Consider the following 21,036-nt stretch of genomic DNA (forward strand, 5'->3'; position numbering starts at 1 on the left):
CAGTCCCGGTTAGGTTTGAGCCTGCACCGGGGCTTGCCTATAATCGACGGTTTACGCCGCCAGCCATCAACGGACACCTCATGAACGCCGACCTCGACGCCCTGCATCCTTACCCGTTCGAAAAGCTGGCTGCGCTTAAGGCAGCGCTTACCCCGCCAGCCGAGCTCTCCCCAATTTCGCTGACCATTGGCGAACCCCAGCACGCGCCCTACCCCGCGGCGCTTGAAGCGCTGGTGACGCACCAGTTGGAAATGGCCCGCTACCCGGCGACCAATGGCCTGCCAGCGCTGCGCCAAGCCATCGCTACCTGGGTAGCACAACGCTTTCAGCTGCGCGAACTCGACAGCGAGCAGCATGTCGTGCCAGTGAACGGCACTCGGGAAGCCATTTTTGCCTTTGTACAGGCGGCGTTGGATCGCAGCCGCCCGGCGAAAGTCGCGATGCCCAATCCGTTTTATCAAATCTACGAAGGCGCGACGCTGCTGGCAGGCGGCGAGCCGCTCTATTTAGACTKTACCGCTGAGAATGATTTTCGGCCCGACGTTAGCGCCGTGCCCGCCGCTACGTGGCGCGATGTGCAAGTCGTCTTTATCTGCTCACCGGGCAACCCCACTGGCGCAGTCACGCCCCTTGATGAATTTAAGCATCTGATTGCCCTCGCCGACGAACACGACTTTATTATCGCCTCGGACGAGTGCTACTCGGAGCTCTACCTCGACGAAGCCGCCCCMCCGCCGGGGTTACTGCAAGCCTGCGCCGAGCTGGGTCGTGATGATTACCGGCGCTGCGTGGTCTTTCACTCACTCTCCAAGCGTTCCAACTTGCCGGGCCTGCGCTCCGGCTTTGTGGCGGGGGATGCGGCACTGCTCACGCCGTTTAAGCGCTACCGCACGTACCATGGCTGTGCCATGTCGCTGCCGCTGCAGCACGCCTCCATCGCCGCTTGGCAAGATGAGCAGCACGTACGCGCCAACCGCGACGCCTACCGCGAAAAATTTAGCGCGGTGACCGATGTACTTGCCCCGGTCATGGATTTTCCCGCACCGCAAGCTAGCTTTTACCTATGGCCTGCGGTACCGGGTGGCGACGATATCGCCTTCACCCAGCGGCTGTTTGCCGAGCAGCACGTTAGCGTACTGCCCGGCAGCCTAATGGGCCGCACGGGAGCAAACGGCGTTAACCCCGGCGCAGGCCGTTTACGCCTAGCGCTAGTGGCTGAGCTGGCACCCACGCTGGAAGCCGCCCAACGCATTCGTCATCTTATAGAGCGCGGTTAACCGCGAGATTTAACCTTTCAGGGAGGCCATATGCTGACGCTGTATATCATTGATAACTGCGATACCTGCCGCAAAGCGCGCAAAGCATTGGATGAGAAAGCACTGCTGTATAAAACCCACGATCTGCGCAAAGATGGTCTCTCCGCTGCGCTGCTGGAGCATATTTTACATCGCGTGCCGCTGGTTGAGGTCATTAACAAACGCAGCAAAACCTGGCGCGAGCTTTCCGCTGATGAAAAGGATTACGACGCCAACTCGGCCCGTCAGCTGCTAATGAAACACCCCACGCTGCTTAAACGGCCGCTGCTGGAAGTCGACGACTCAACCATATTAGTCGGCTACCGCGACGGCGATTACGACAAGCTAAGCGGCTAAGCAACCAGGCTCTTTTTGCTAACATTCACTTCCCAACACCACAGGAAAACTTCTTATGCTGAGCTTTGCGCTTGGAATCGGCACCCAAAACACCCAGGGCGACTGGCTGGAAATCTACTACCCGGCACCGCTGTTCAACCCACCTGCAAGTCTAGTGGAAGCCGCTCAGCAGGCCCTGGATGCCCCCCAAGGCAACGCCGCCATCAGCTTTTTGCCCGAAGACTGCACACGGTTGGCCAAAGCCCTGGAAGCCGCCGGGCACTCAGCCCAAGCCGAGCTTGCCGAAGCGCTCTCTGCCAGCCAGCGCCCGCTGGTCGCCATGTTTCTGGACACCGACCAACCACCGCAAACCGCGCCAGAGGTGTATCTAAAACTGCACCTGCTGTCGCACCGGCTGGTCAAGCCTCATGGCCTTGATCTCACCGGCATGTTCGGTCTGCTGCGCAATATTGCCTGGACAAACGAAGGCGCCATCGACATTGAAGAACTGCCTACCCGGCGCCTGAAAGCGCGCATGGCGGGCCGCGCGCTGTCCGTCGACTGTGTCGATAAATTCCCCAAAATGACCGACTACGTGGTGCCCTCCGGTATTCGCATTGCCGACACCGCCCGCGTTCGCCTGGGTGCCTACCTGGGCGAAGGCACGACGGTAATGCACGAAGGCTTTGTCAACTTCAATGCGGGCGCCGAAGGCCCCGGCATGATTGAAGGCCGTATCTCGGCGGGCGTGGTGGTCGGCAAAGGCTCCGACTTGGGCGGCGGCTGCTCCACCATGGGTACGCTCTCCGGTGGCGGCAATATCGTCATTAAGGTTGGCGAAGGCTGCTTGATCGGTGCCAACGCTGGCATCGGCATTCCCCTGGGTGACCGCTGCACGGTGGAAGCAGGGCTCTACATCACCGCAGGCTCCAAGGTCGCGCTACTGGATGATCAAGGCCAAGTAGTGAAGACCGTCGCTGCACGCGAACTGGCCGGCCAAGACGACCAGCTGTGGCGCCGCAACTCGCAGAGTGGCCGCMTTGAGTGCTTGACCAACAAAAGTGCCATCGCCCTGAACGAGGCGCTGCATGCCCACAACTGAGCCTGAAGCGCTGTCGCCGACGCTCACGCTGGCCTTTGAACTGCTCAGCCGGGCCTCGGTAACGCCAGACGACGAAGGCTGCCAGGAGCTAATGATCGAGCGCTTAACCGCGCTCGGTTTTCATATTGAGCGGCTGCCGTTTGGCGACGTAAAGAATTTCTGGGCGGTGCGCGGCCATCACGGCCCTGTGGTGGCTTTCGCGGGTCACACCGACGTGGTGCCCAGCGGCCCCTACACCAACTGGCAGTACCCTCCGTTTGAGCCCTGTATTGATGACCAGGGCATGCTGTGCGGGCGCGGCGCGGCGGATATGAAAGGCAGTCTGGCGTCGATGCTGACCGCCACTGAACGCTTTGTGACCAACCACCCTGATCACGATGGCCGTATCGCCTTTCTGATCACCTCAGATGAAGAGGGCCCGGCAGTCGACGGCACCCGCGCGGTGGTCGAGCACCTACGTGAGCGCAACGAGCGCCTTGATTACTGCATCGTTGGCGAGCCTTCGTCCACTCAGCGTTTGGGCGACGTGATTAAAAATGGCCGCCGCGGCTCACTGGGCGCCACGCTGCACATTAAAGGCGTGCAGGGTCACGTGGCCTATCCGCATTTAGCGCGCAATCCTATTCATCAGGCGATGCCAGCGCTGGATGCATTGGTCAATGAACACTGGGACGCGGGCAACGATTTTTTTCCCGCCACCAGCTTTCAGATTTCCAATCTGCGCGCAGGCACCGGGGCGACCAACGTGATCCCCGGCGACGTGGAAGTGGTGTTTAACTTTCGCTTCTCCACCGAGGTGACCTCTGATGAGCTCAAAGCGCGCACACAAACCCTTCTCGACCAGCATGGATTGGAATATCAGGTAGACTGGACACTCAACGGCGAACCATTTTTAACCGCGGAAGGCGCGCTGGTTGACGCCGCCATTAAAGGCGTTGAAGCGGTGACCGGCGAGCGCCCGACGCTCTCTACCAGCGGCGGCACCTCGGATGGCCGCTTTATTGCCACGCTGGGGGCTCAGGTGGTCGAGCTAGGCCCACTCAACGACACCATCCATAAGGTGAATGAGCGCGTTCGCGCCAGCGACCTGGACGATTTAAGTCGGATTTATGAAGCGACGCTACAGGCGCTGCTCACTCCCGGCGAGGTAAACGTATGATGGAGCGTTATCCCGATATCGAGATTTACCTGGCCAGCGTCTCGCTTGAAGCGCTCAATGAGTGGCTTAAAAGCACATTAATAGCGCCCCCGCTAAGTCCCGCTGGCAAGGGGCAATGGAAAACCCGTGGCCAATACCAAGGCGACTGCGTGCCGGTGCTGCTGGTTGACAAAGCCGCCGACGGCTTTGCCAGTCTCTGGTTCGATAGCAACCACACCCCTTGGATAACCGATCAGGATTGCGCCCAGCAAGCAGCGGAAGCTCTTCAAACCGAAGTGCGTTGCTCCCTGGGTGGCTGGCATCCCGGCGATGACCCAGACCGCTTCTGGCAGGTGTTTCCCGGCGGTAAGGAAGGCGCAATCGAGKGGCCTGACTCTGGCCGTTAGCAAGCACCTCTAAACGCAAACGACCCCGCAAAAGCGGGGTCGTTTTTTACTATCAACCGTTATTACCTAGCTGACGATACAAAAGCCAGCCCTTCAGCTTACTCAATAATGCTCACATCGTCGGCCTGCAAACCACGCTCATTTTTAATCACGTGGTAACGCACAATTTGGCCTTCTGCCAGCATACGCGGGCCACGACCACGAATGGCGCGAAAGTGTACAAATACATCTTCGCCATTATCGCGGGTTATAAAGCCGTAGCCTTTGTTGGTATTGAACCACTTCACTTCACCCTCTTCACGGCCATCGTTAGGATCGATGATGTCTTCTTCCTCATCATCGCCCATAGGAGCAGCCGCTTGCGGCTGACGCGATGCTGGCTTAGGACGCGCCACCACATCAGATGCCACCACAATCGAGGGCGCAAAAGCAGCTGACGCTAATGTGCCAACCCACAGAACAATAAAACACCCTATAGCAACGGCAACATAGACACTGCTAACTCCACTGATTGCCAGCTCGGCCATCCACAGCTCGGCGAGGGCACTATCGGTTAAATGAACAATCCCCGCCAACAGAAGTGGCGTGGGGGCGGCTAGTAATACACTGATTAAGAAACAGCGAAACACAACTTTTGGATTCATAGAAAAAAAAAGCTCTCTTGTTGTATGGGTAACAGACGAAGGACAATACCCGCACTATCAGGCCCATTCCCAATAGCACCGGCATACTACTACATAAGGTTGCAATGATATCATGACCCACGAATTATCGCCTGTTGACCTAGCTCAACGTCTTGAATCTTTAGAGAGCCGATTAGCCCATCAAGAGCACTGGCTGGACACCCTGGATCAAGCAGTGGTTCAGCAGGAGCGGCGCCTGGAAAAACTTGAGCAACTCAGCGGGCTAATGCGCGAACGCCTGCGCGAGCAGCACCAGGCGCTACAAGCCAGCGAACCCCAGGGCGACCAGCGCCCCGAGGATGAGCTTCCGCCCCACTACTGAGCCAACGACAGCACTGATCAATAGTTCTGATCGATACCCTCGATGCAACTAATTAATTAACCGTCAGCAACTAGCCTCTAAACGCTTAGCTGCCAACAACGCTTGCAGGATCGCTACTTGCCAACCCAAAGGCGTCTGCCACCGCTTGATAAGTCACTTGGCCTGCGTGCACGTTAAGACCCGGCAGGAAGTGCGGGTCGTCACGTAGCGCCTGCTGCCAGCCTTTATCCGCCAGGGCTAGTACAAAGGGCAGCGTGGCGTTGGTCAGCCCTTGGGTAGACGTTCGCGCCACCGCGCCAGGCATATTCGCCACGCAGTAGTGCACCACCCCATCGACGATATAGGTCGGCTCGGCATGGGTGGTGGGCCTGCTGGTTTCAAAACACCCGCCCTGATCGATGGCGACATCCACCAGTACACTACCGGGCTTCATATCGGCCAGCATGGCGCGAGTGATTAACTTGGGCGCAGCGGCGCCGGGCACCAGCACTGCGCCAATAATCATATCCGACTCACGCGTGGCTGTTTCCAACGCGTCTGCGGTGGAATAAACCGTTTTAATGCGGCCCTGATAGCGGTCGTCCAGCACTTCCAACCGCGCTAACGACTTATCCAGAATAGTCACCTCGGCACCCAACCCCAGCGCCATGCGAGCAGCGTTCTCCCCCACGACACCGCCACCAATCACGGTGACCTTTCCCGGCGCCACACCAGGCACACCGGGTAGCAGCACGCCTGCACCGCCTTGGGCCTTCTCCAGGCTATGGGCACCCGCTTGCACCGCCATTCGGCCTGCTACGGTGCTCATCGGCGCCAGTAGCGGCAAGCCACCACGGGCGTCGGTAATCGTTTCATAGGCGATACAGGTGGCACCGCTTTCCATTAGGCCGCGGGTAAGGGGCTCTTCGGCAGCAAGGTGTAGATAGGTGAACAGCGTGTGCTGTGAAGTGAGGCGCGCCACCTCATCCGGCTGCGGCTCTTTCACCTTGAGGATTAGCTCGGCGTGGCGCCACAAAGCATCCACATCGGCTTCTATCTGCGCGCCAGCGGCTTGGAAGTCCGCATCAGCAAAGCCAGCACCTTCACCAGCGCCCGCCTGAACGCTCACCTGATGGCCACGCCCGGTTAACTCCCGCGCGCCGGTCGGTGTTAAGGCTACCCGATATTCGTGATTTTTAATCTCTTTGGGGACAGCGATTTTCATTGGCGTATTCCTGTGCTTTTAAAGGTCAGTGGTCTTGTTAAGCAAATTACAGCACAGCTAACGTTGACCACCACCCCAGGAACGCAAAACAAAAAAAACGCCGGTTAAGGCGTTTTTTAGGAGAAAAATCTAGCGATTGCCGGTTCTGCACGAAAAAATCCACTTCGCTCTACGTCACTCCGCAATAACCGCGCCGCCGTATATGCGCCGATACTCCTCGGGGAGGCGTTTGGGCCGCCCCGTTGAGAGTGCCACGCAAGCAAAGCGCGTGCGAGCATAAAGCAGTGTTTTAGCGTCTCTGACGCGCACCAGTTGAAAACGACGGGTCAGACTAAAACGCTCGTCGCAATCAACAATCCAAGTCGCTAACTGTAGCTCGTCGCCTGCAAAAGCCGGTGCTAAGTAATCCAGCTCGTGGCGATGAACTACCATGGCCCGGKCAAGCTCTCGGTAGCGCTCAAGCGATAGCCCCAGCGCTTCTGAATGCGCCCAGCTGATTTGCTCAACCCAGCGCAGGTACTCGCTATTGTTGACGTGCCGGTAGGCGTCGATGGCCTCATCCGTCACGCGGATATCAATCACAAAAGGCTCGGGTAGCGCCCACTCCATTGCCTTGGCTCCTTCACCGGTTGCTGTACGACCTAGTCGCGGAACACCCGCACACCCAGGGCTTTCAGATAAGACGTTTCGGGGATAGCCGGATGCACCGGGTGATCAGGCCCTTGGTGGCCTTGGAAAATAACCTGACCGTGACGATCCTGATGGCGAACCGCACCGCGCACCACATCCATTAGCCGCTCGGGCGCCAAATGCATCGAGCAGGAGGCTGACAGCAATAGGCCGTCGCGACCCAACAAACGCATGGCTTCACGGTTCAAACGCGCATAGGCGCGCTCGCCATTGGGGATATCTTTACGCTTTTTGATAAACGCCGGCGGGTCAAGAATGACCACGTCGAATTCTTCACCGTCCGCCTTCAATGCCGCCAAGGCTTCAAACGCATCTCCCTCACTAACCGCTACCTTCTCCTGCACGCCGTTCAGCTCAGCGTTACGTGCGACTTGGTCCAGCGCCGGGCCCGAAGAGTCCAGGCACAGCACCTCTTTTGCGCCGTGAACGGCCGCCTGCACGCCCCAACCACCCACATAGCTGAATACGTCCAGCACGCGCTTACCTTCCACATTCCGATTGACCCATTCGCGATTAACGCGGTGATCAAAGAACCAGCCGGTTTTCTGACCATTGAGCACCGGCACTACAAAGCGGGCGCCGTTCTCTTCGAGCACCACTTCGTCAGGCAGCGTGCCTTTGATGACGTCAACGTGAGCCTCAAGGCCCTCCTGTCGACGGCCGCCAGTATCGTTGCGGAAGACAATCACTTCTGGTTTGATCACTTTTTCCAGCGCATCGACAATTTCATCCGCCAGTGCCTGCATACCGGCGGTATTGAGCTGCACGACGAGGACATCACCAAAGCGGTCAATCACCAGACCTGGCAGCAAGTCGCCTTCGCCATGAATCAAGCGGTAGAACGGCTGCGCATAAAGGCGCTGACGCAGGGCTAATGCCTGATTAAAGCGGTGCACAAACAGCGAGCGATCCAAGCGCATTTCAGGGTCGCGGGACATGACCCGGGCCGCAATGAGCGAATGGGGATTAACATAAGCCACCGCCATGACTTTGCCATTGGAGGCTTCGACCAGGGCGGCTTCGCCTGCCGCGAAGTTTTTCAGCGGCGTCTCCTTAATATCTACCTCATTGGAGTAGATCCAGAGATGGCCCGCTTTAAGGCGGCGGTCAGCATTCTTATTCAGGCGCAGGCGTTGAGTCACAGCAATCTCCAAAAAACGTAAGCAAAGCAAAACAGTAGCATTTATAGGTAGCCATTAACGTTGGCAGCCCGGGCAGAACACACTGGCGCGCTGGCCAAGGGTAATGCGGCGAAGCTCAACGCCACAGCGCAAACAGGGCTGGCCGTGGCGGCCATAAACATTCAAGCGCTGGGCAAAGTAGCCGGGCTCGCCCTGGCCACTGACAAAATCCCGCAGCGTGGTGCCACCTTGGGTGATTGCCGCCGCCAGCACCTCCTTAACAGCAAGGGCTAAGGCGTCGTAACGCGCACGGGAAACCCTTCCCGCCGCGCGGCGCGGATCAATACCCGCCATAAACAGCGCTTCCGCCGCATAGATATTACCGGCGCCAACCACCACCTGGTTATCCATCAGAAACGGTTTTACCGCCACGCGCTTGTGGCGCGAAAGCGTGTAGAGCCATTTGCCGTTAAACGCATCAGACAGCGGCTCGGGCCCCAAGTGCGCAAGCCGCTTATCCTGTGTTTCGTCTTCGGCCTGCCAATCCACAAAGCCAAACCGACGGGGGTCGTGATAGCGCAGTACATAGCCGCTGGCAGTCACCACATCCACATGATCATGTTTTTTAGGCAAATCCCCTACCCGCGCAATTCGCAGGCTTCCCGACATGCCCAAGTGCCATAGCAGCGTCGCGTTAGCGTCGCCTTCAAGCGCATCAGCAGGCTGGATAGGAATCTGCAGATACTTAGCACGCCGCTTCAATACGCCAATGCGTGCCCCTACCAACCGCTCGGCAAGGTCATCAGGCACGGGGACACGCAGCCGCGGCTGGCGCACCAGCACTTCGGTCACTTCCTGACCTTCAATATAGGGCGCAATCCCACGGCGGGTGGTTTCAACTTCGGGCAGTTCGGGCATATTTCAGAATAGTAACGGCCTGTAATGACAGCCTAGTGAAGGTAAGTTCGCGCAGCATGCAACGGATAAAAGGCATGCATGCAAAAACCCGGCTTGAGGCCGGGTTTTTGAACAGGCGCTCGCCTGCAGTGGAAGCCGATCATTATCGCGTAAGCGATTACTTGATCTTGGCTTCCTTGTAGATCACGTGCTTACGGATGACCGGGTCGAATTTTTTAAATTCGAACTTATCCGGGGTATTCCGTTTGTTCTTATCAGTGGTGTAGAAGTGACCTGTACCGGCACTGGACACCAACTTGATTTTATCGCGCATGGTTTAATCCTTCCAAAATGCTTGGTCCGAAGCGCTAGGCCCCAAAAGCTGGCTTAGATAGCGTCGCCGCGCTTACGAATATCAACCAAAACTGCGTCGATACCGTTTTTATCAATAATACGCATTCCTTTAGTAGAAACGCGCAGCTTGACGAAGCGGTTTTCAGACTCAACCCAAAAACGATGGGTGTGCAGGTTTGGCAAGAAACGACGACGTGTCTTACGCATTGAGTGTGAAACGTTATTTCCAGTTACCGGACGCTTGCCGGTAACCTGACATACTTTGGACATTAGAGCCTCCAACTGCTTGGCCAGGATATAATAACCTGAGTGTTCAAAACTGTCGGGCGGACCGGAAGGGAAGGTGTCGACGCCGTTAACCGCCAAGCTTTATCCAAATCCGTTATTCAACCCAAGTTTAAAGGTGGCACTTTATACCAGAGCACTCGACTTGCAGCAAGCAAAACCCACAAAAAAGGCTGAAAAAGCGCTTTTCTGCTCATTTTACTTAGTCAGCACTGCATTGAGCAGTGCATCTTTGGTGCTGCTTATAGCCAGCCGCGCTCGGCAAAAGAAATCACTTCTCCATCCCCCACCACGAAATGATCTAACACGCGCACCTCAAAGAGTGCCAGCGCGTCTTTTAAGCGCTCCGTGATACGTCGATCAGCATCGCTTGGCTCTGCCACACCCGAAGGGTGATTGTGAGCCAGGATAACGGCGCCTGCGCTAAGTTCTAATGCGCGCTTGGCAACTTCGCGGGGGTAAACAGAGGCGCTGTCTAGGGTACCGCGAAACAGCGATTCATAGCGAATAATTCGGTGCTGGGTATCCAAAAAAAGCACCGCAAACTCTTCATGCCCTAAATGACGTAGCTGCGAACTCAGGTAATGACGCACCAAGGCCGGCGATGTTAGCGCATTGCCTCGCGCTAACTGGCTGGCTAAATGGCGCCGCGATAGCTCAAGCGTTGCCTGAAGTTGGGCGTACTTGGCGCTGCCTAACCCACGGGCAGTACAGAAGCTTGCCTGATCGGCCTCTAGCAGTTGGCGCAGACCACCGAAACTACTGAGTAAATCCCGCGCCAAGTCGACCGCTGAACGCCCCTGCACGCCAACACGCAAAAAAATTGCCAACAGCTCCGCATCTGAGAGTGCCTGAGCTCCCGCATTTAACAATTTTTCCCGGGGCCGCTCACCTTCCGGCCAGTGATTGATTCCCATCGCACCCTACCCGCGCTGTCCACCTTTATTGCTTCAAGCCCGCCTCATCGAACTGATACTTGCAGCAACAAGCTCATTAAACCTAGCTTAACCTTGTTTGCACCTAATATGCCAAATTGTTGGTGCCAATGGTATGGTAAGCCTCCTTACGCATGTGAAGATGGATCACTGACCATGGCCTCTGCTGTTAACTCGACAAGCACCTCGAGACTTGTAGGCAAACGGGTACTGCTCGGCGTCAGTGCGGGTATCGCTGCCTACAAAAGCGCGTTGATTGTGCGCCTGCTCAAGCAGGCGGGCTGCCATGTGCGCGTGGTGATGACCAGCGGGGCACAGGCTTTTATTACCCCGCTCACGCTCCAGGCGCTCTCCGGCGAGCCCGTGCGCACCTCCTTGCTCGACCCCGAAGCCGAAGCAGGCATGGGGCATATTGAGCTGGCTCGCTGGGCAGATGTGGTGCTGGTCGCTCCTGCCACTGCCGACCTGATCGCCCGCTTGGTGCACGGCATGGCCGATGACCTGCTCACCACGCTCTGCTTGGCCTCAGAGGCGCCCAAACTGATTGCCCCGGCGATGAATCAGGCCATGTGGCGCCACCCTGCTACCCAGCGCAACGTACAGCAGCTGGCGGATGATGGCTGGCAGCTGATTGGCCCCGCCGCCGGAGATCAAGCCTGTGGCGACGTGGGGCCTGGCCGCATGAGCGAACCTGAAGAGATATTTAGTGCCCTAACGACGCTGTTTGCAGCCTATCTCGCCGATGCTCCGCACAGCACTGCCCCCCATGTGGTGATTACCGCCGGCCCTACCCGGGAACCGCTGGATCCAGTGCGCTACCTCTCCAATCACAGCTCGGGAAAAATGGGCTTTGCCTTGGCCGCAGCGGCAGCCGCGCAAGGCGCCAAGGTCACGCTGATCAGTGGCCCGGTTAACCTGTCCACCCCTCAGGGCGTGACGCGCATTGACGTTGAGTCCGCCGAGCAAATGCACAATGAGGCGCAGCGATTAGCGCCTCTTGCAGCGCTGTTTATCGGCTGCGCGGCGGTCGCTGATTATCGCGTGGCAGCGCCTGCCGGGCATAAGCTCAAAAAGCAGGACGATAGCGATACGCTTACCCTGACGTTAATTAAAAACCCTGACATTATTGCCAGCATCGCGGCACTGCCCGCCGGGCAGCGCCCGCTGGTGGTGGGTTTCGCCGCCGAAACCCAAGATGTAGAGCGCTACGCACGGGATAAATTACAGCGCAAAGGGCTGGATATGATCGTCGCCAACGATGTTTCCCAGGCGGGCCTGGGGTTCGGCAGCGACCAGAATGCTGCGTTGCTGCTATGGCGCACCGCAGAAGGCGTTGAGAGCCGTTCTGAATCAGCCCAACCGAAGTCCCAGCTGGCCACTACCATCATCCACCAAGCGTTCGCCCTGCTACCTACGCAAGCAGCGCCCCAAATATCTTCCAACGCTTCCGGAGAGCCCCAATGAGTGCCCGCCCCCGCCTGCAATGCAAAGTATTAGACGAGCGTTTGCATGACTACATGCCGCACTATGCCACCGAAGGCTCGGCGGGAATGGATCTGCGCGCCCTGCTGGATGAACCGTTACCATTAGCCCCCGGCGAATGCCAGCTCGTACGCACCGGCATTGCCATCTATATTGAAGATCCGGGCTTGGCGGGCATGATTCTGCCGCGCTCCGGTTTGGGGCATAAACATGGCATCGTGTTGGGCAATTTAGTCGGTTTAATCGACTCTGATTACCAGGGCGAACTGATGATTTCGGTCTGGAACCGTGGTCAGAGCACGTTTACGCTAGCCCCATTTGATCGACTGGCACAGTACGTGCTTGTGCCTGTGGTACAGGCCGAACTATCGCTGGTGGACGCTTTTGAAGATTCCTCACGAGGCAGCGGCGGGTTTGGCAGTACGGGCAGTCAGTAGCGAGTGATCACGTCTGCTTAGCCGATCTTTTAAGGAAACGTCTGTTTAGCTGGGAAGCCCTATGAACGCACAGTCTGTACCCGCTTCGATTTTCCGCGCCTACGATATTCGCGGTATCGTTGACGATACGCTCACTGAAGAGACAGTAGAAATGATCGGGCGTGTTGTCGGCTCTGAGGCCGCCGCGCGGAGCGAATCCAGCGTTGTCGTTGCCCGCGACGGTCGCCTTTCAGGCGCCCGGCTGCAAGCAGCGCTGATGCGTGGCCTGAACGCCGCAGGGCGCAACGTGATCGATATCGGCATGGTGCCCACCCCGGTGCTCTACTTCGCCACTCATATACTGGAAGGCACCCAATCAGGCGTGATGGTCACCGGTAGCCACAACCCGCCTGACTACAACGGTTTTAAAATTGTGCTGGGTGGCGAAACCCTCTCCGGTGATGCCATCACCGCCCTGTTTGAGCGCATTCAGTCCGGCGCGCTGGAAACTGGACAAGGCAGCATCACCCGGCAGGATATCCGTGAAAGCTACTTAACGCGCATTTTAGGTGACGTTAAGATCAATCGGCCGATCAAAGCCGTCGTCGACTGTGGCAATGGGGTAGCAGGCGAGCTCGGCCCGCAGCTGCTGGCCCGCTTAGGTATTGATACCCTCCCCTTGTTCGCCGAAATCGATGGCCATTTTCCCAACCATCACCCTGATCCTGGCAAGCCAGAAAACATGCAGGACCTGATGCGCAAGGTGCAAGAAACCCAGGCCGACATTGGCCTGGCCTTCGACGGAGATGGCGACCGCCTGGGTGTTGTAACGCCCTCGGGTAAACTGATCTATCCCGACCATCTGCTGATGGTATTTGCCACCGATATGCTCGCGCGCCAGCCTGGCGCGAAGGTTATTTTTGATATTAAGTGCACCGGCAACCTGGTCAAAGTGATCAGCGAGGCAGGCGGCGAACCGGAAATGTGGCGCACCGGGCACTCAATGATCAAGGCACGCATGAAAGAGACTGGCGCCCAGCTTGGCGGTGAGATGAGCGGGCACATTTTTTTCCAAGAGCGCTGGTACGGCTTCGACGATGGCCTCTATGCCGCCGCTCGGCTGGTGGAAATTCTCGCCAACCAAGCCGACGATGCGGATACGTTTTTTGCCCGCTTCCCCCAAGACGTTGCCACCCCGGAAATTAATATAGCGGTTAGCGACGCTGACAAATTTTCTCTGGTGGATAAGCTTGCTCGCGAGGGCGACTTCGGCGAAGGTATTAAAACGACGCTGGACGGTATCCGCGTTGACTACCAGGATGGCTGGGGGCTGTGTCGCGCCTCCAACACCACGCCTGCACTGGTTATGCGCTTTGAAGGTAAAGACGATACCGCCCTGGCACGCATCAAAGCAGTTTTTAACGACGCGCTACAGCGTATCGCGCCAGATATTGAGCTACCCCMCTAAACAGGCAGCTCTAAAGTTAGCTCTTCAAATAGCTCGGCGCTGAAGGGATCGCGACCACCTAGAAAGCGCGACCCTCATCACTCAATCAGCATCAACGTTAGCAGCATAATAAACGTTAGCAAGGGACAACCTCATGAGTTCAGCCAGTCGCGACCCCCAGGTCGTTGTGGAGGTGCTTTCCGAAGCCCTCCCGTATATTCAGCAGTTCTCGGGCAAAACTGTGGTGGTCAAATACGGCGGTAACGCCATGACCGAAAGCACCCTCATTGACTCCTTTGCCCGCGACATCGTGTTAATGAAGGAAGTCGGCATTAACCCGGTGGTCGTGCACGGCGGCGGACCGCAGATCGGCGAACTACTCAAAAAGCTCAACATTGAGTCGCGCTTCGTCAACGGCATGCGGGTTACCGATTCACAAACCATGGACGTCGTGGAGATGGTGCTGGGCGGTTTGGTCAACAAAAGCATCGTCAACCTGATCAACCAGAGCGGTGGCAAAGCGATCGGCCTGACCGGTAAAGACGGTTCACAAATTCGCGCTCGCCAGCTCAAGGTAGAGCACCAAAGCCCCGAAATGACCGCCCCGGAAATCATTGATATTGGTCATGTGGGCGAAGTGGAGTCGATCTCAACCGAGCTTATTGAGATGCTGGCGGCACGCGACTTTATCCCGGTGATTGCCCCAATTGGCGTCGACGCCGCAGGACATAGCTACAATATCAACGCTGATCTGGTCGCGGGTAAGATTGCGGAAGCGCTCAATGCTGAAAAGCTGATGCTGCTGACTAATGTCGCTGGATTAATGAATGCCGAAGGCGAAGTCCTCACCGGCTTAAGTACCGCTCAGGTGGATGACCTGATCGCCGATGGCACGATTTATGGCGGCATGTTGCCCAAAATCCGCTGTGCACTGGATGCGGTAAAAGGTGGCGTTAATAGTTCGCATATTATTGATGGCCGTGTCCCCCACGCAGTGTTGCTGGAAATTTTCACCAATGCTGGGGTAGGTACTCAAATCAAGGACGCGAGCTAACCGCGACGGAGGCCACATTATGAGCGAAGATCGCAAACCACGCCGCCGCGAGCAGATTCTCCAAGCCCTGGCGTTAATGCTTGAGGAAGATAGCGGCAAGCGCATTACCACAGCCGCTCTCGCCCGCCAGGTCGGCGTTTCAGAAGCGGCGCTCTACCGCCACTTCCCCAGCAAAGCGCGTATGTTTGAGGGGCTGATCGACTTTATTGAAGAGAGTATTTTTGCCCGCATCACGCGCATTCTGGAAGACGTTCCAGACGCCACCACTCGCTGCGGCACCATACTTGCACTGCTGCTGGGCTTTGCTGAAAAAAATCCTGGTTTGGCGCGGGTGATGGGCGGCGACGTGCTCACCGGTGAAACCGCAAGGCTACGACAGCGGGTAAACCAGCTGTTTGAGCGCCTGGAGATGCAGCTTAAGCAGATCCTGCGCGAAGCCGAGATACGTGAAGGGCTGCGCCCCACGATCCCCGCCTCTGCCGCTGCCAACTTGCTGGCGGCCCAGGCGGAGGGGCGAATTTCMCAGTATGTGCGTAGCGACTTTAAGCGCCTGCCCACCGAACACTGGGAAGATCAGTGGTCACTGCTGTCAGCTCAGTTACTGCGTGCCACGGCGCAGCCTGCTTAAGCTAAAGTACTGATAGAAGCACCAAGCGTCCGCTGTAAAAAAACCGGCTCCTTTTACAAGGGCCGGTTTTTTAATGCGACTGGGGTAAAGACCGCTAAGCCTGATTACGCAGCCAGCGTGTCGCCCATTTTCTGACGCAGCTTTTTCATGGCATTTTTTTCAAGCTGACGAATACGCTCGGCGCTGACCCCGTAAACATCGGCCAGATCATGCAGCGTCTCTTTGCTATCGGCCAACCAACGGCGCTGCAGAATATCTCGCGAGCGCTCATCCAACCCCTCAAGGGCAAGCTGTAAACGGCGCGTCGAGTCTTCCTCGAAGTTGCTATCTTCCAGCTGTGTGGCAGGGTCGGAAGCAGCATCGTCCAAGAAGTGCACTGGCGCTTGATAAGTGCTCTCTTCATCATCGCCTGCCGGTGCGTCGTAACCCGCATCGTAAGAAGAGAGCCGCCCTTCCATATCGCGCACGACCTCAGGTTTGACGTCGAGGTCTTTAGCAATCGCATCGACTTCGTCGTTATTCAACCAGGCCAGACGCTTCTTGGCACCACGCAAATTAAAGAACAGCTTACGCTGAGCTTTAGTGGTCGCGATTTTAACGATTCGCCAATTGCGCAGCACAAATTCGTGAATTTCCGCTTTGATCCAGTGCACGGCAAAAGAGACCAAGCGAACGCCCTGATTGGGATCGAAGCGCTTGACGGCTTTCATCAAGCCGACGTTACCTTCTTGGATCAAATCTGCCTGGGGCAACCCATAGCCCGAATAGCTACGCGCGATATGCACCACAAAGCGCAGATGCGAAAGTACCAAACGCCGAGCGGCTTCCAAATCGCCCTCATCGTAGAGACGATAGGCAAGCTCGCGCTCTTCATCGGCTGTTAATACCGAAATTCCATTGACCGCGCGGATATACCCGCCGAGGTCGCCGCCGGGTGAAAGTTGCCCCACCGGTAGAAGACTAGTGCTCATGTGCAGGTGGTCTCCCCTGTAACCCATCGTGGTTGACGTAGCACGTTATCAATAACCTATTACAAAACCGTGATACTAATTCGGTGATACGAAATCTGTGGTACTGAGACCTTAACGCAAGCATAAAGTTCGCACGTTAAGTAATTCAGCCGTATCGCATTAGCCGCCTAAAACGCATCCATCATCTTGGCCGAATGCTTGAGAGATGACGTGTCACCGCCAACCAAGCACCCAGCCAGCCTAATAGTGTACTGCAAGATAGCAGAATTGTAGAGCCTGTCACGTCGAGTTGGGGTAACGAGAAGCTCGCCCCGTAACTCGCCGCCAGCGCAGCGACCGGCAGTGACAGCCAGTGATTGCCCACACCTAACAGCCCCAGCGCTAACAGCCCACCGCCCAGCCCGTACCAAGCGCCGCTATATAGGAAAGGCCGCCTAACAAAGGCATGGGTCGCGCCAATCAGCATCMCCACTTCAATTTCCCGGCGACGACTCTCCACCGAGAGGCGAATGGTATTGCCGACCACCAATAGTACGCCCAACCCAAATAGCGCGCCCAGCGCTAGTGCCACACGGCGGCCTAATTCTGCCAGATTTCGCAACCGCTCGACCCAGGCCAGGTCAAGGCGAACCTCATCGATACCAGCAAGCGTTTCAAGGCGGGCAGCCAACTGTTGCATGGCGGCAGGCTCAACGCTTTCTGGGCGCACCACTATACTGATAGGTAGCGGGTTGCTCTCCAACCCCGCCMGAGCATCATCAATCCCCAGCGACTGCTGAAACTCCGCCATGCCTTGCTCGGCGCTGATCAGCTGCGTCTCGAGCACGCTCGGCTCCGCGTCGACCGCCTCTTCGATACGCAGCGCTTGAGCATCATCGGCGCTCAATTCCAGGTAGACCGTTAAGGTGGCGCTCTCATCAAGCTCCGCATCCAACAGACGCGCGCTATCCAGGGTTAGCCACAGCGCGGCGGGCAGCACCAGCGCAATAGCAATCGCCAGCATGGTCAGTAGGTTGCCCAGCGGATAGCGCACTAAGCGCTGAAAGCTATCCCACGCCATGCTGCGGTGGTGACGCCCCCAAGCCCGTAAGCGGCTGGAAAAGCGCGTCTGTTGCGATCTGGCGCCCCGCTGGGGGACTTTATCGACCGCTGGTTTAGTAGCGGCTTTGCGCGGCGTCTTTAATGCCGCTCCCTGTCGACGCTTTGGCGTTGTGGACGGCTTCATACCGCCCCCTCATCGGCGACCAGACGGCCATCGCTTAAGCGCAGGATACGGTGGCGTAGTCGAGCAATCAGGGCCAGGTCGTGACTAGCGATCATCACCGTGGTACCAATCCGGTTAAAGTCCTCAAACAGTCCCATGATGTCCGCTGAGAGCTGGGGGTCCAGGTTGCCCGTTGGCTCATCGGCCAGCAGCAGCGCAGGCTTATTGACCACCGCCCGGGCAATCCCCACCCGTTGCTGCTCGCCGCCCGACAACTCGATAGGCAGGGCTTTTTCACGATGCAACAGCCCCACTTTATCTAACGCAGCGCGCACGCGCCGGGCAGCCTCACGGGGCTCTACGCCCTGAATTTCCAGCGGCAGGGAGACGTTGTGAAAAATACTGCGATCAAAGAGCAGCTGGTGATCCTGGAAGACCACGCCAATTTGACGCCGATAGAACGGCACCTGACTGGCATGTAGTTGGGCAATATCGTGGCCCGCCACAACAACACGCCCCCGGCTGGGCTTTTCAAGGCGCATCACTAAGCGTAGTAGCGAGCTTTTACCCGCCCCGGAGTGGCCGGTCAGAAACACCATCTCGCCCCGGGCAACCCGAAAGTTAAGATGCGCCAACGCCTCGAAGCGTCCGCCGTAGCGCTTTCCCACATGCTCAAAAGCGATCATGCGCTGGCATCGTCCCCTTGGCGGTCAAACAGCGCTTGGACAAAATCATTGGCCTCGAAGGGGCGCAGATCGTCGATGCCCTCCCCCACGCCAATAAAGCGAATCGGCGTTTCCAGTTGTTTAGCCAGCGCGAAAATAATCCCGCCTTTGGCGGTGCCGTCCAGCTTGGTCAGCGTGATACCACTGACCGGCACGGCGTCGTTAAAGGTGCTGGCCTGGGAGATAGCGTTTTGGCCAGTGCCCGCATCCAGTACCAGCATCACTTCGTGAGGCGCGGTGTCATCTAGCTTCTGCATCACCCGGTGGACTTTTTTCAGCTCTTCCATCAGGTGGCTTTTGTTATGTAGCCGACCGGCGGTATCGGCGATCAGCACATCAACTCCTCTCGCAGTAGCGGCCGCTACCGCATCGTAAATCACCGAGGCGCTGTCAGCGCCGGTGTGCTGGGCGATCACCGGCACCTTGTTGCGCTCGCCCCATACTTTGAGCTGCTCGACAGCCGCTGCACGGAAGGTGTCACCGGCCGCCAACATGACGCTCTTGCCTTCGCGCTGAAAGCGCTGGGTGAGCTTGCCGATGGTGGTGGTTTTACCCACGCCGTTAACGCCCACCACTAAAATGACAAAAGGCCCCGTGCCCGATTTTTCAAGCACAAGCGGCTTGGCGACCGGCGCCAGCATAGTGGACAACTCTTCCTGCAAGCCACGGTAAAGCGCTTCGGGATTGTTCAACTCTTTGCGCGAGATACGCGCTTCCAGGCGGCCAGTAATCTCGCTAGTGGCGTCAATCCCCACATCGGCCATCAATAGCTGCGTTTCCAGATCTTCCAACAGTTCGTCATCGATCTGTTTTTTACCTAGGAACAGATCGGCGATACCGTCGGTTAAATTGGCGCGGGTTTTCCCCAGGCCTGACTTGATACGCGCAAACCAGCCTTTCTGGTCGCCTTTGGTGGCCACCGGCTTGTCTTGCAAGGCGGGCGTCGGCTCTGGCTCTGGCTCTGGCTCTGGCTCTGGCTCTGGCTCTGGCTCTGGCTCTGGCTCTGGCTCTGGCTCTGGCTCTGGCTCTGGCTCTGGCTCTGGCTCTGGCTCTGGCTCTGGCTCTGGCTCTGGCTCTGGCTCTGGCTCTGGTAAAGTTTCCGGCGCTTTTGAAGTCTCTTCAACCGCTTCAGCTGCAGCGTCAGACGTCGCAGTGTCCACCTCATCGGGTTGATTTTGCTGCTGCTCTTCCTCTTGATGCGCCTGCTGCGGGTCTTGAGGCGACTGCTGCTGATCCTGCTTATTCTTACGCTTAAAAAAACCAAACATGAGTGTTACCCGACATAAATAGTGAACATTAGGGTTATGCTAACACCGTAACCCAAGACTTTGGATAAGCAGCCCGCTACAATCCGCTTTATGACACGACAACGCTCCCCCCGATCCTCCGCTTCCCGCCGCACACCTGCTCAGCGGGCGGGCAAATCACCTGGCAAGCCACTCGGTAAGCCATTAGGTAAGTTACGCATTATCGGCGGCGAATTCCGCCGCCGCCAGTTGCCTGTGCTGGATAGCCCCGGTCTGCGGCCAACCCCCGACCGCGTGCGTGAAACGCTGTTTAACTGGCTGGGGCAGCAGCTTTACGGCCAGCAGGTACTCGATCTATTCGCAGGTACCGGCGCGCTGGGTATTGAAGCCCTGTCCCGTGGCGCTGCGGGGGTCGATTTTGTCGAGCGGGATGCGCGGGTGGCGGCACAGCTGTCGACCAATCTGGCAACGCTCAATATTACCGCAAGCGCAGTGCATGTTAACGATGTTCAGGCCTACCTGGCGCGCCCAGCCAAGCCCTATGCGCTGGCCTTTCTCGACCCTCCTTTCCATCAGCAGCTAGCTGCMCCCTGCTGCGCTGCTTTGGAAAGCGGCGGCTGGCTAGCGGATAGGGCGATGGTTTACCTGGAAACCGAGGCATCTCTGCCCCCCGAAGTGCCCGCCAACTGGCAGTTACACCGCGAAACCCAGGCGGGAGAAAGCACCGCAAGGCTCTATCTACGTCAGCAACCTTAAACAGCGCTTGCCGCCACGCGGCGGTGGCGTTACGCTCGCCTCATTCGTCCCTACTGACAAGCTTTGCGCTTGTTTTTTTGAGCTTATTTTTGCTTAACATTTTATGCTATGGAGCTATACATGAGTCTGGAACTATTTAACCAGCTTGAACAGAAAGTCACCGATACCGTTGATGCACTGGAAATGATGAAACTGGAAAATGAGGAGCTGCGCGGCGAAAACGCCAAGCTTAAAGAGGAACGTGAAGAGTGGGAACGTCGCCTCAATGGCCTACTCAGCAAATTCGACAGCCTCGAAACATCCACCACGTCCTAACCGCCTGATAGATACGTTGCTG

At 57.3% G+C, this 21,036-nt stretch carries 25 protein-coding genes; 13 read left to right on the forward strand and 12 right to left on the reverse strand.

The annotated features are described in order from the left end of the window. The first annotated feature begins 80 nt into the window (after window positions 1-80). The 5 genes from dapC to HALO_RS20265 are packed head-to-tail and all read left to right on the forward strand — an operon-like array spanning window position 81 to window position 4,278. Window positions 81-1,277, forward strand: coding sequence for a succinyldiaminopimelate transaminase (dapC, locus tag HALO_RS20245; protein WP_050713944.1), 1,197 nt, complete (start codon window positions 81-83; stop codon window positions 1,275-1,277). Between the two features lie 30 nt (window positions 1,278-1,307). After that, complete coding sequence (locus HALO_RS20250; protein ID WP_035576549.1) at window positions 1,308-1,652, forward strand: Spx/MgsR family RNA polymerase-binding regulatory protein; 345 nt, start codon at window positions 1,308-1,310, stop codon at window positions 1,650-1,652. A 55-nt stretch (window positions 1,653-1,707) separates the two neighbouring features. Continuing rightward, a complete protein-coding gene (gene dapD / locus HALO_RS20255; RefSeq protein ID WP_050713945.1) occupies window positions 1,708-2,733 on the forward strand; it encodes a 2,3,4,5-tetrahydropyridine-2,6-dicarboxylate N-succinyltransferase in 1,026 nt (341 codons plus the stop codon). Then, window positions 2,720-3,892, forward strand: coding sequence for a succinyl-diaminopimelate desuccinylase (dapE, locus tag HALO_RS20260; RefSeq protein WP_035576547.1), 1,173 nt, complete (start codon window positions 2,720-2,722; stop codon window positions 3,890-3,892). The genes dapD and dapE overlap by 14 nt, the downstream gene beginning before the upstream one ends. Further along, window positions 3,889-4,278 (forward strand): hypothetical protein, encoded by a 390-nt coding sequence (locus HALO_RS20265; protein ID WP_050713946.1) that lies wholly within the window; start codon window positions 3,889-3,891, stop codon window positions 4,276-4,278. Before dapE ends, HALO_RS20265 begins: the two co-directional genes overlap by 4 nt. A gap of 98 nt (window positions 4,279-4,376) precedes the next feature. On the opposite strand, the gene HALO_RS23650 is transcribed toward HALO_RS20265, so the two are convergent. Further along, window positions 4,377-4,922, reverse strand: coding sequence for a cold-shock protein (locus HALO_RS23650; protein ID WP_035576545.1), 546 nt, complete (start codon window positions 4,920-4,922; stop codon window positions 4,377-4,379). Between the two features lie 112 nt (window positions 4,923-5,034). Here HALO_RS23650 and HALO_RS20275 point away from each other — a divergent pair, with 112 nt between their 5' ends. After that, entirely contained in the window at window positions 5,035-5,283 is a 249-nt protein-coding gene (locus HALO_RS20275) for a SlyX family protein (protein ID WP_035576544.1), read from the forward strand. Between the two features lie 85 nt (window positions 5,284-5,368). Here the strand turns inward: HALO_RS20275 and ald are convergent, their stop codons facing one another. The 7 genes from ald to radC form a co-directional block, all read right to left on the reverse strand. Next, complete coding sequence (ald, locus tag HALO_RS20280; protein ID WP_035576543.1) at window positions 5,369-6,487, reverse strand: alanine dehydrogenase; 1,119 nt, start codon at window positions 6,485-6,487, stop codon at window positions 5,369-5,371. A gap of 174 nt (window positions 6,488-6,661) precedes the next feature. Next, entirely contained in the window at window positions 6,662-7,096 is a 435-nt protein-coding gene (locus HALO_RS20285; protein ID WP_050713947.1) for an acyl-CoA thioesterase, read from the reverse strand. 32 nt (window positions 7,097-7,128) lie between these two features. Continuing rightward, on the reverse strand, window positions 7,129-8,319 hold the full coding sequence (locus HALO_RS20290; RefSeq protein ID WP_035576541.1) for a class I SAM-dependent rRNA methyltransferase: 1,191 nt from the start codon (window positions 8,317-8,319) through the stop codon (window positions 7,129-7,131). Window positions 8,320-8,373: 54 nt separating this feature from the next. Then, window positions 8,374-9,216 (reverse strand): bifunctional DNA-formamidopyrimidine glycosylase/DNA-(apurinic or apyrimidinic site) lyase, encoded by an 843-nt coding sequence (gene mutM / locus HALO_RS20295; RefSeq protein WP_035576540.1) that lies wholly within the window; start codon window positions 9,214-9,216, stop codon window positions 8,374-8,376. Between the two features lie 157 nt (window positions 9,217-9,373). Continuing rightward, window positions 9,374-9,529 (reverse strand): 50S ribosomal protein L33, encoded by a 156-nt coding sequence (rpmG, locus tag HALO_RS20300; RefSeq protein ID WP_022520204.1) that lies wholly within the window; start codon window positions 9,527-9,529, stop codon window positions 9,374-9,376. Window positions 9,530-9,582: 53 nt separating this feature from the next. After that, entirely contained in the window at window positions 9,583-9,819 is a 237-nt protein-coding gene (rpmB, locus tag HALO_RS20305; RefSeq protein ID WP_008959893.1) for a 50S ribosomal protein L28, read from the reverse strand. A 257-nt stretch (window positions 9,820-10,076) separates the two neighbouring features. Continuing rightward, entirely contained in the window at window positions 10,077-10,751 is a 675-nt protein-coding gene (radC, locus tag HALO_RS20310; RefSeq protein ID WP_035576539.1) for a RadC family protein, read from the reverse strand. A 174-nt stretch (window positions 10,752-10,925) separates the two neighbouring features. Here radC and coaBC point away from each other — a divergent pair, with 174 nt between their 5' ends. From coaBC to slmA, 5 genes are all read left to right on the forward strand, one after another. Then, window positions 10,926-12,233 carry a bifunctional phosphopantothenoylcysteine decarboxylase/phosphopantothenate--cysteine ligase CoaBC gene (coaBC, locus tag HALO_RS20315; protein ID WP_035576538.1) on the forward strand — a complete coding sequence of 436 codons (1,308 nt, stop codon included), beginning with the start codon at window positions 10,926-10,928 and terminating at the stop codon, window positions 12,231-12,233. After that, a complete protein-coding gene (gene dut, locus HALO_RS20320; RefSeq protein WP_035576537.1) occupies window positions 12,230-12,688 on the forward strand; it encodes a dUTP diphosphatase in 459 nt (152 codons plus the stop codon). The genes coaBC and dut overlap by 4 nt, the downstream gene beginning before the upstream one ends. Before the next feature lie 61 nt (window positions 12,689-12,749). Further along, complete coding sequence (locus tag HALO_RS20325; protein ID WP_050713948.1) at window positions 12,750-14,135, forward strand: phosphomannomutase/phosphoglucomutase; 1,386 nt, start codon at window positions 12,750-12,752, stop codon at window positions 14,133-14,135. Between the two features lie 133 nt (window positions 14,136-14,268). Continuing rightward, on the forward strand, window positions 14,269-15,168 hold the full coding sequence (gene argB / locus HALO_RS20330) for an acetylglutamate kinase (RefSeq protein ID WP_035576535.1): 900 nt from the start codon (window positions 14,269-14,271) through the stop codon (window positions 15,166-15,168). A 19-nt stretch (window positions 15,169-15,187) separates the two neighbouring features. Beyond that, window positions 15,188-15,796, forward strand: a complete 609-nt coding sequence (gene slmA, locus HALO_RS20335) for a nucleoid occlusion factor SlmA (protein WP_035576534.1) — start codon at window positions 15,188-15,190, stop codon at window positions 15,794-15,796. A gap of 104 nt (window positions 15,797-15,900) precedes the next feature. Here the strand turns inward: slmA and rpoH are convergent, their stop codons facing one another. The 4 genes from rpoH to ftsY all read right to left on the reverse strand — a co-directional run bounded on the left by rpoH (window position 15,901) and on the right by ftsY (window position 19,964). Beyond that, window positions 15,901-16,767, reverse strand: a complete 867-nt coding sequence (gene rpoH / locus HALO_RS20340; RefSeq protein ID WP_035576533.1) for an RNA polymerase sigma factor RpoH — start codon at window positions 16,765-16,767, stop codon at window positions 15,901-15,903. A gap of 181 nt (window positions 16,768-16,948) precedes the next feature. After that, entirely contained in the window at window positions 16,949-17,992 is a 1,044-nt protein-coding gene (ftsX, locus tag HALO_RS20345; protein ID WP_050713949.1) for a permease-like cell division protein FtsX, read from the reverse strand. After that, window positions 17,989-18,657 (reverse strand): cell division ATP-binding protein FtsE, encoded by a 669-nt coding sequence (gene ftsE, locus HALO_RS20350; RefSeq protein WP_035576531.1) that lies wholly within the window; start codon window positions 18,655-18,657, stop codon window positions 17,989-17,991. Before ftsE ends, ftsX begins: the two co-directional genes overlap by 4 nt. Then, on the reverse strand, window positions 18,654-19,964 hold the full coding sequence (gene ftsY, locus HALO_RS20355) for a signal recognition particle-docking protein FtsY (protein WP_035576530.1): 1,311 nt from the start codon (window positions 19,962-19,964) through the stop codon (window positions 18,654-18,656). Before ftsY ends, ftsE begins: the two co-directional genes overlap by 4 nt. A gap of 90 nt (window positions 19,965-20,054) precedes the next feature. Between ftsY and rsmD the strand changes: the two genes are divergently transcribed. Together rsmD and zapB are read left to right on the forward strand one after the other, a co-directional pair. Beyond that, window positions 20,055-20,699 carry a 16S rRNA (guanine(966)-N(2))-methyltransferase RsmD gene (rsmD, locus tag HALO_RS20360; protein ID WP_035576529.1) on the forward strand — a complete coding sequence of 215 codons (645 nt, stop codon included), beginning with the start codon at window positions 20,055-20,057 and terminating at the stop codon, window positions 20,697-20,699. A 120-nt stretch (window positions 20,700-20,819) separates the two neighbouring features. Then, a complete protein-coding gene (gene zapB / locus HALO_RS20365) occupies window positions 20,820-21,014 on the forward strand; it encodes a cell division protein ZapB (protein ID WP_035576528.1) in 195 nt (64 codons plus the stop codon). The last annotated feature ends 22 nt before the right edge of the window (window positions 21,015-21,036 follow it).

The sequence above is a fragment of the Halomonas sp. R57-5 genome (assembly GCF_900070345.1).
In the GTDB taxonomy this organism is placed as follows: Bacteria; Pseudomonadota; Gammaproteobacteria; order Pseudomonadales; family Halomonadaceae; genus Vreelandella; species Vreelandella ventosae_B.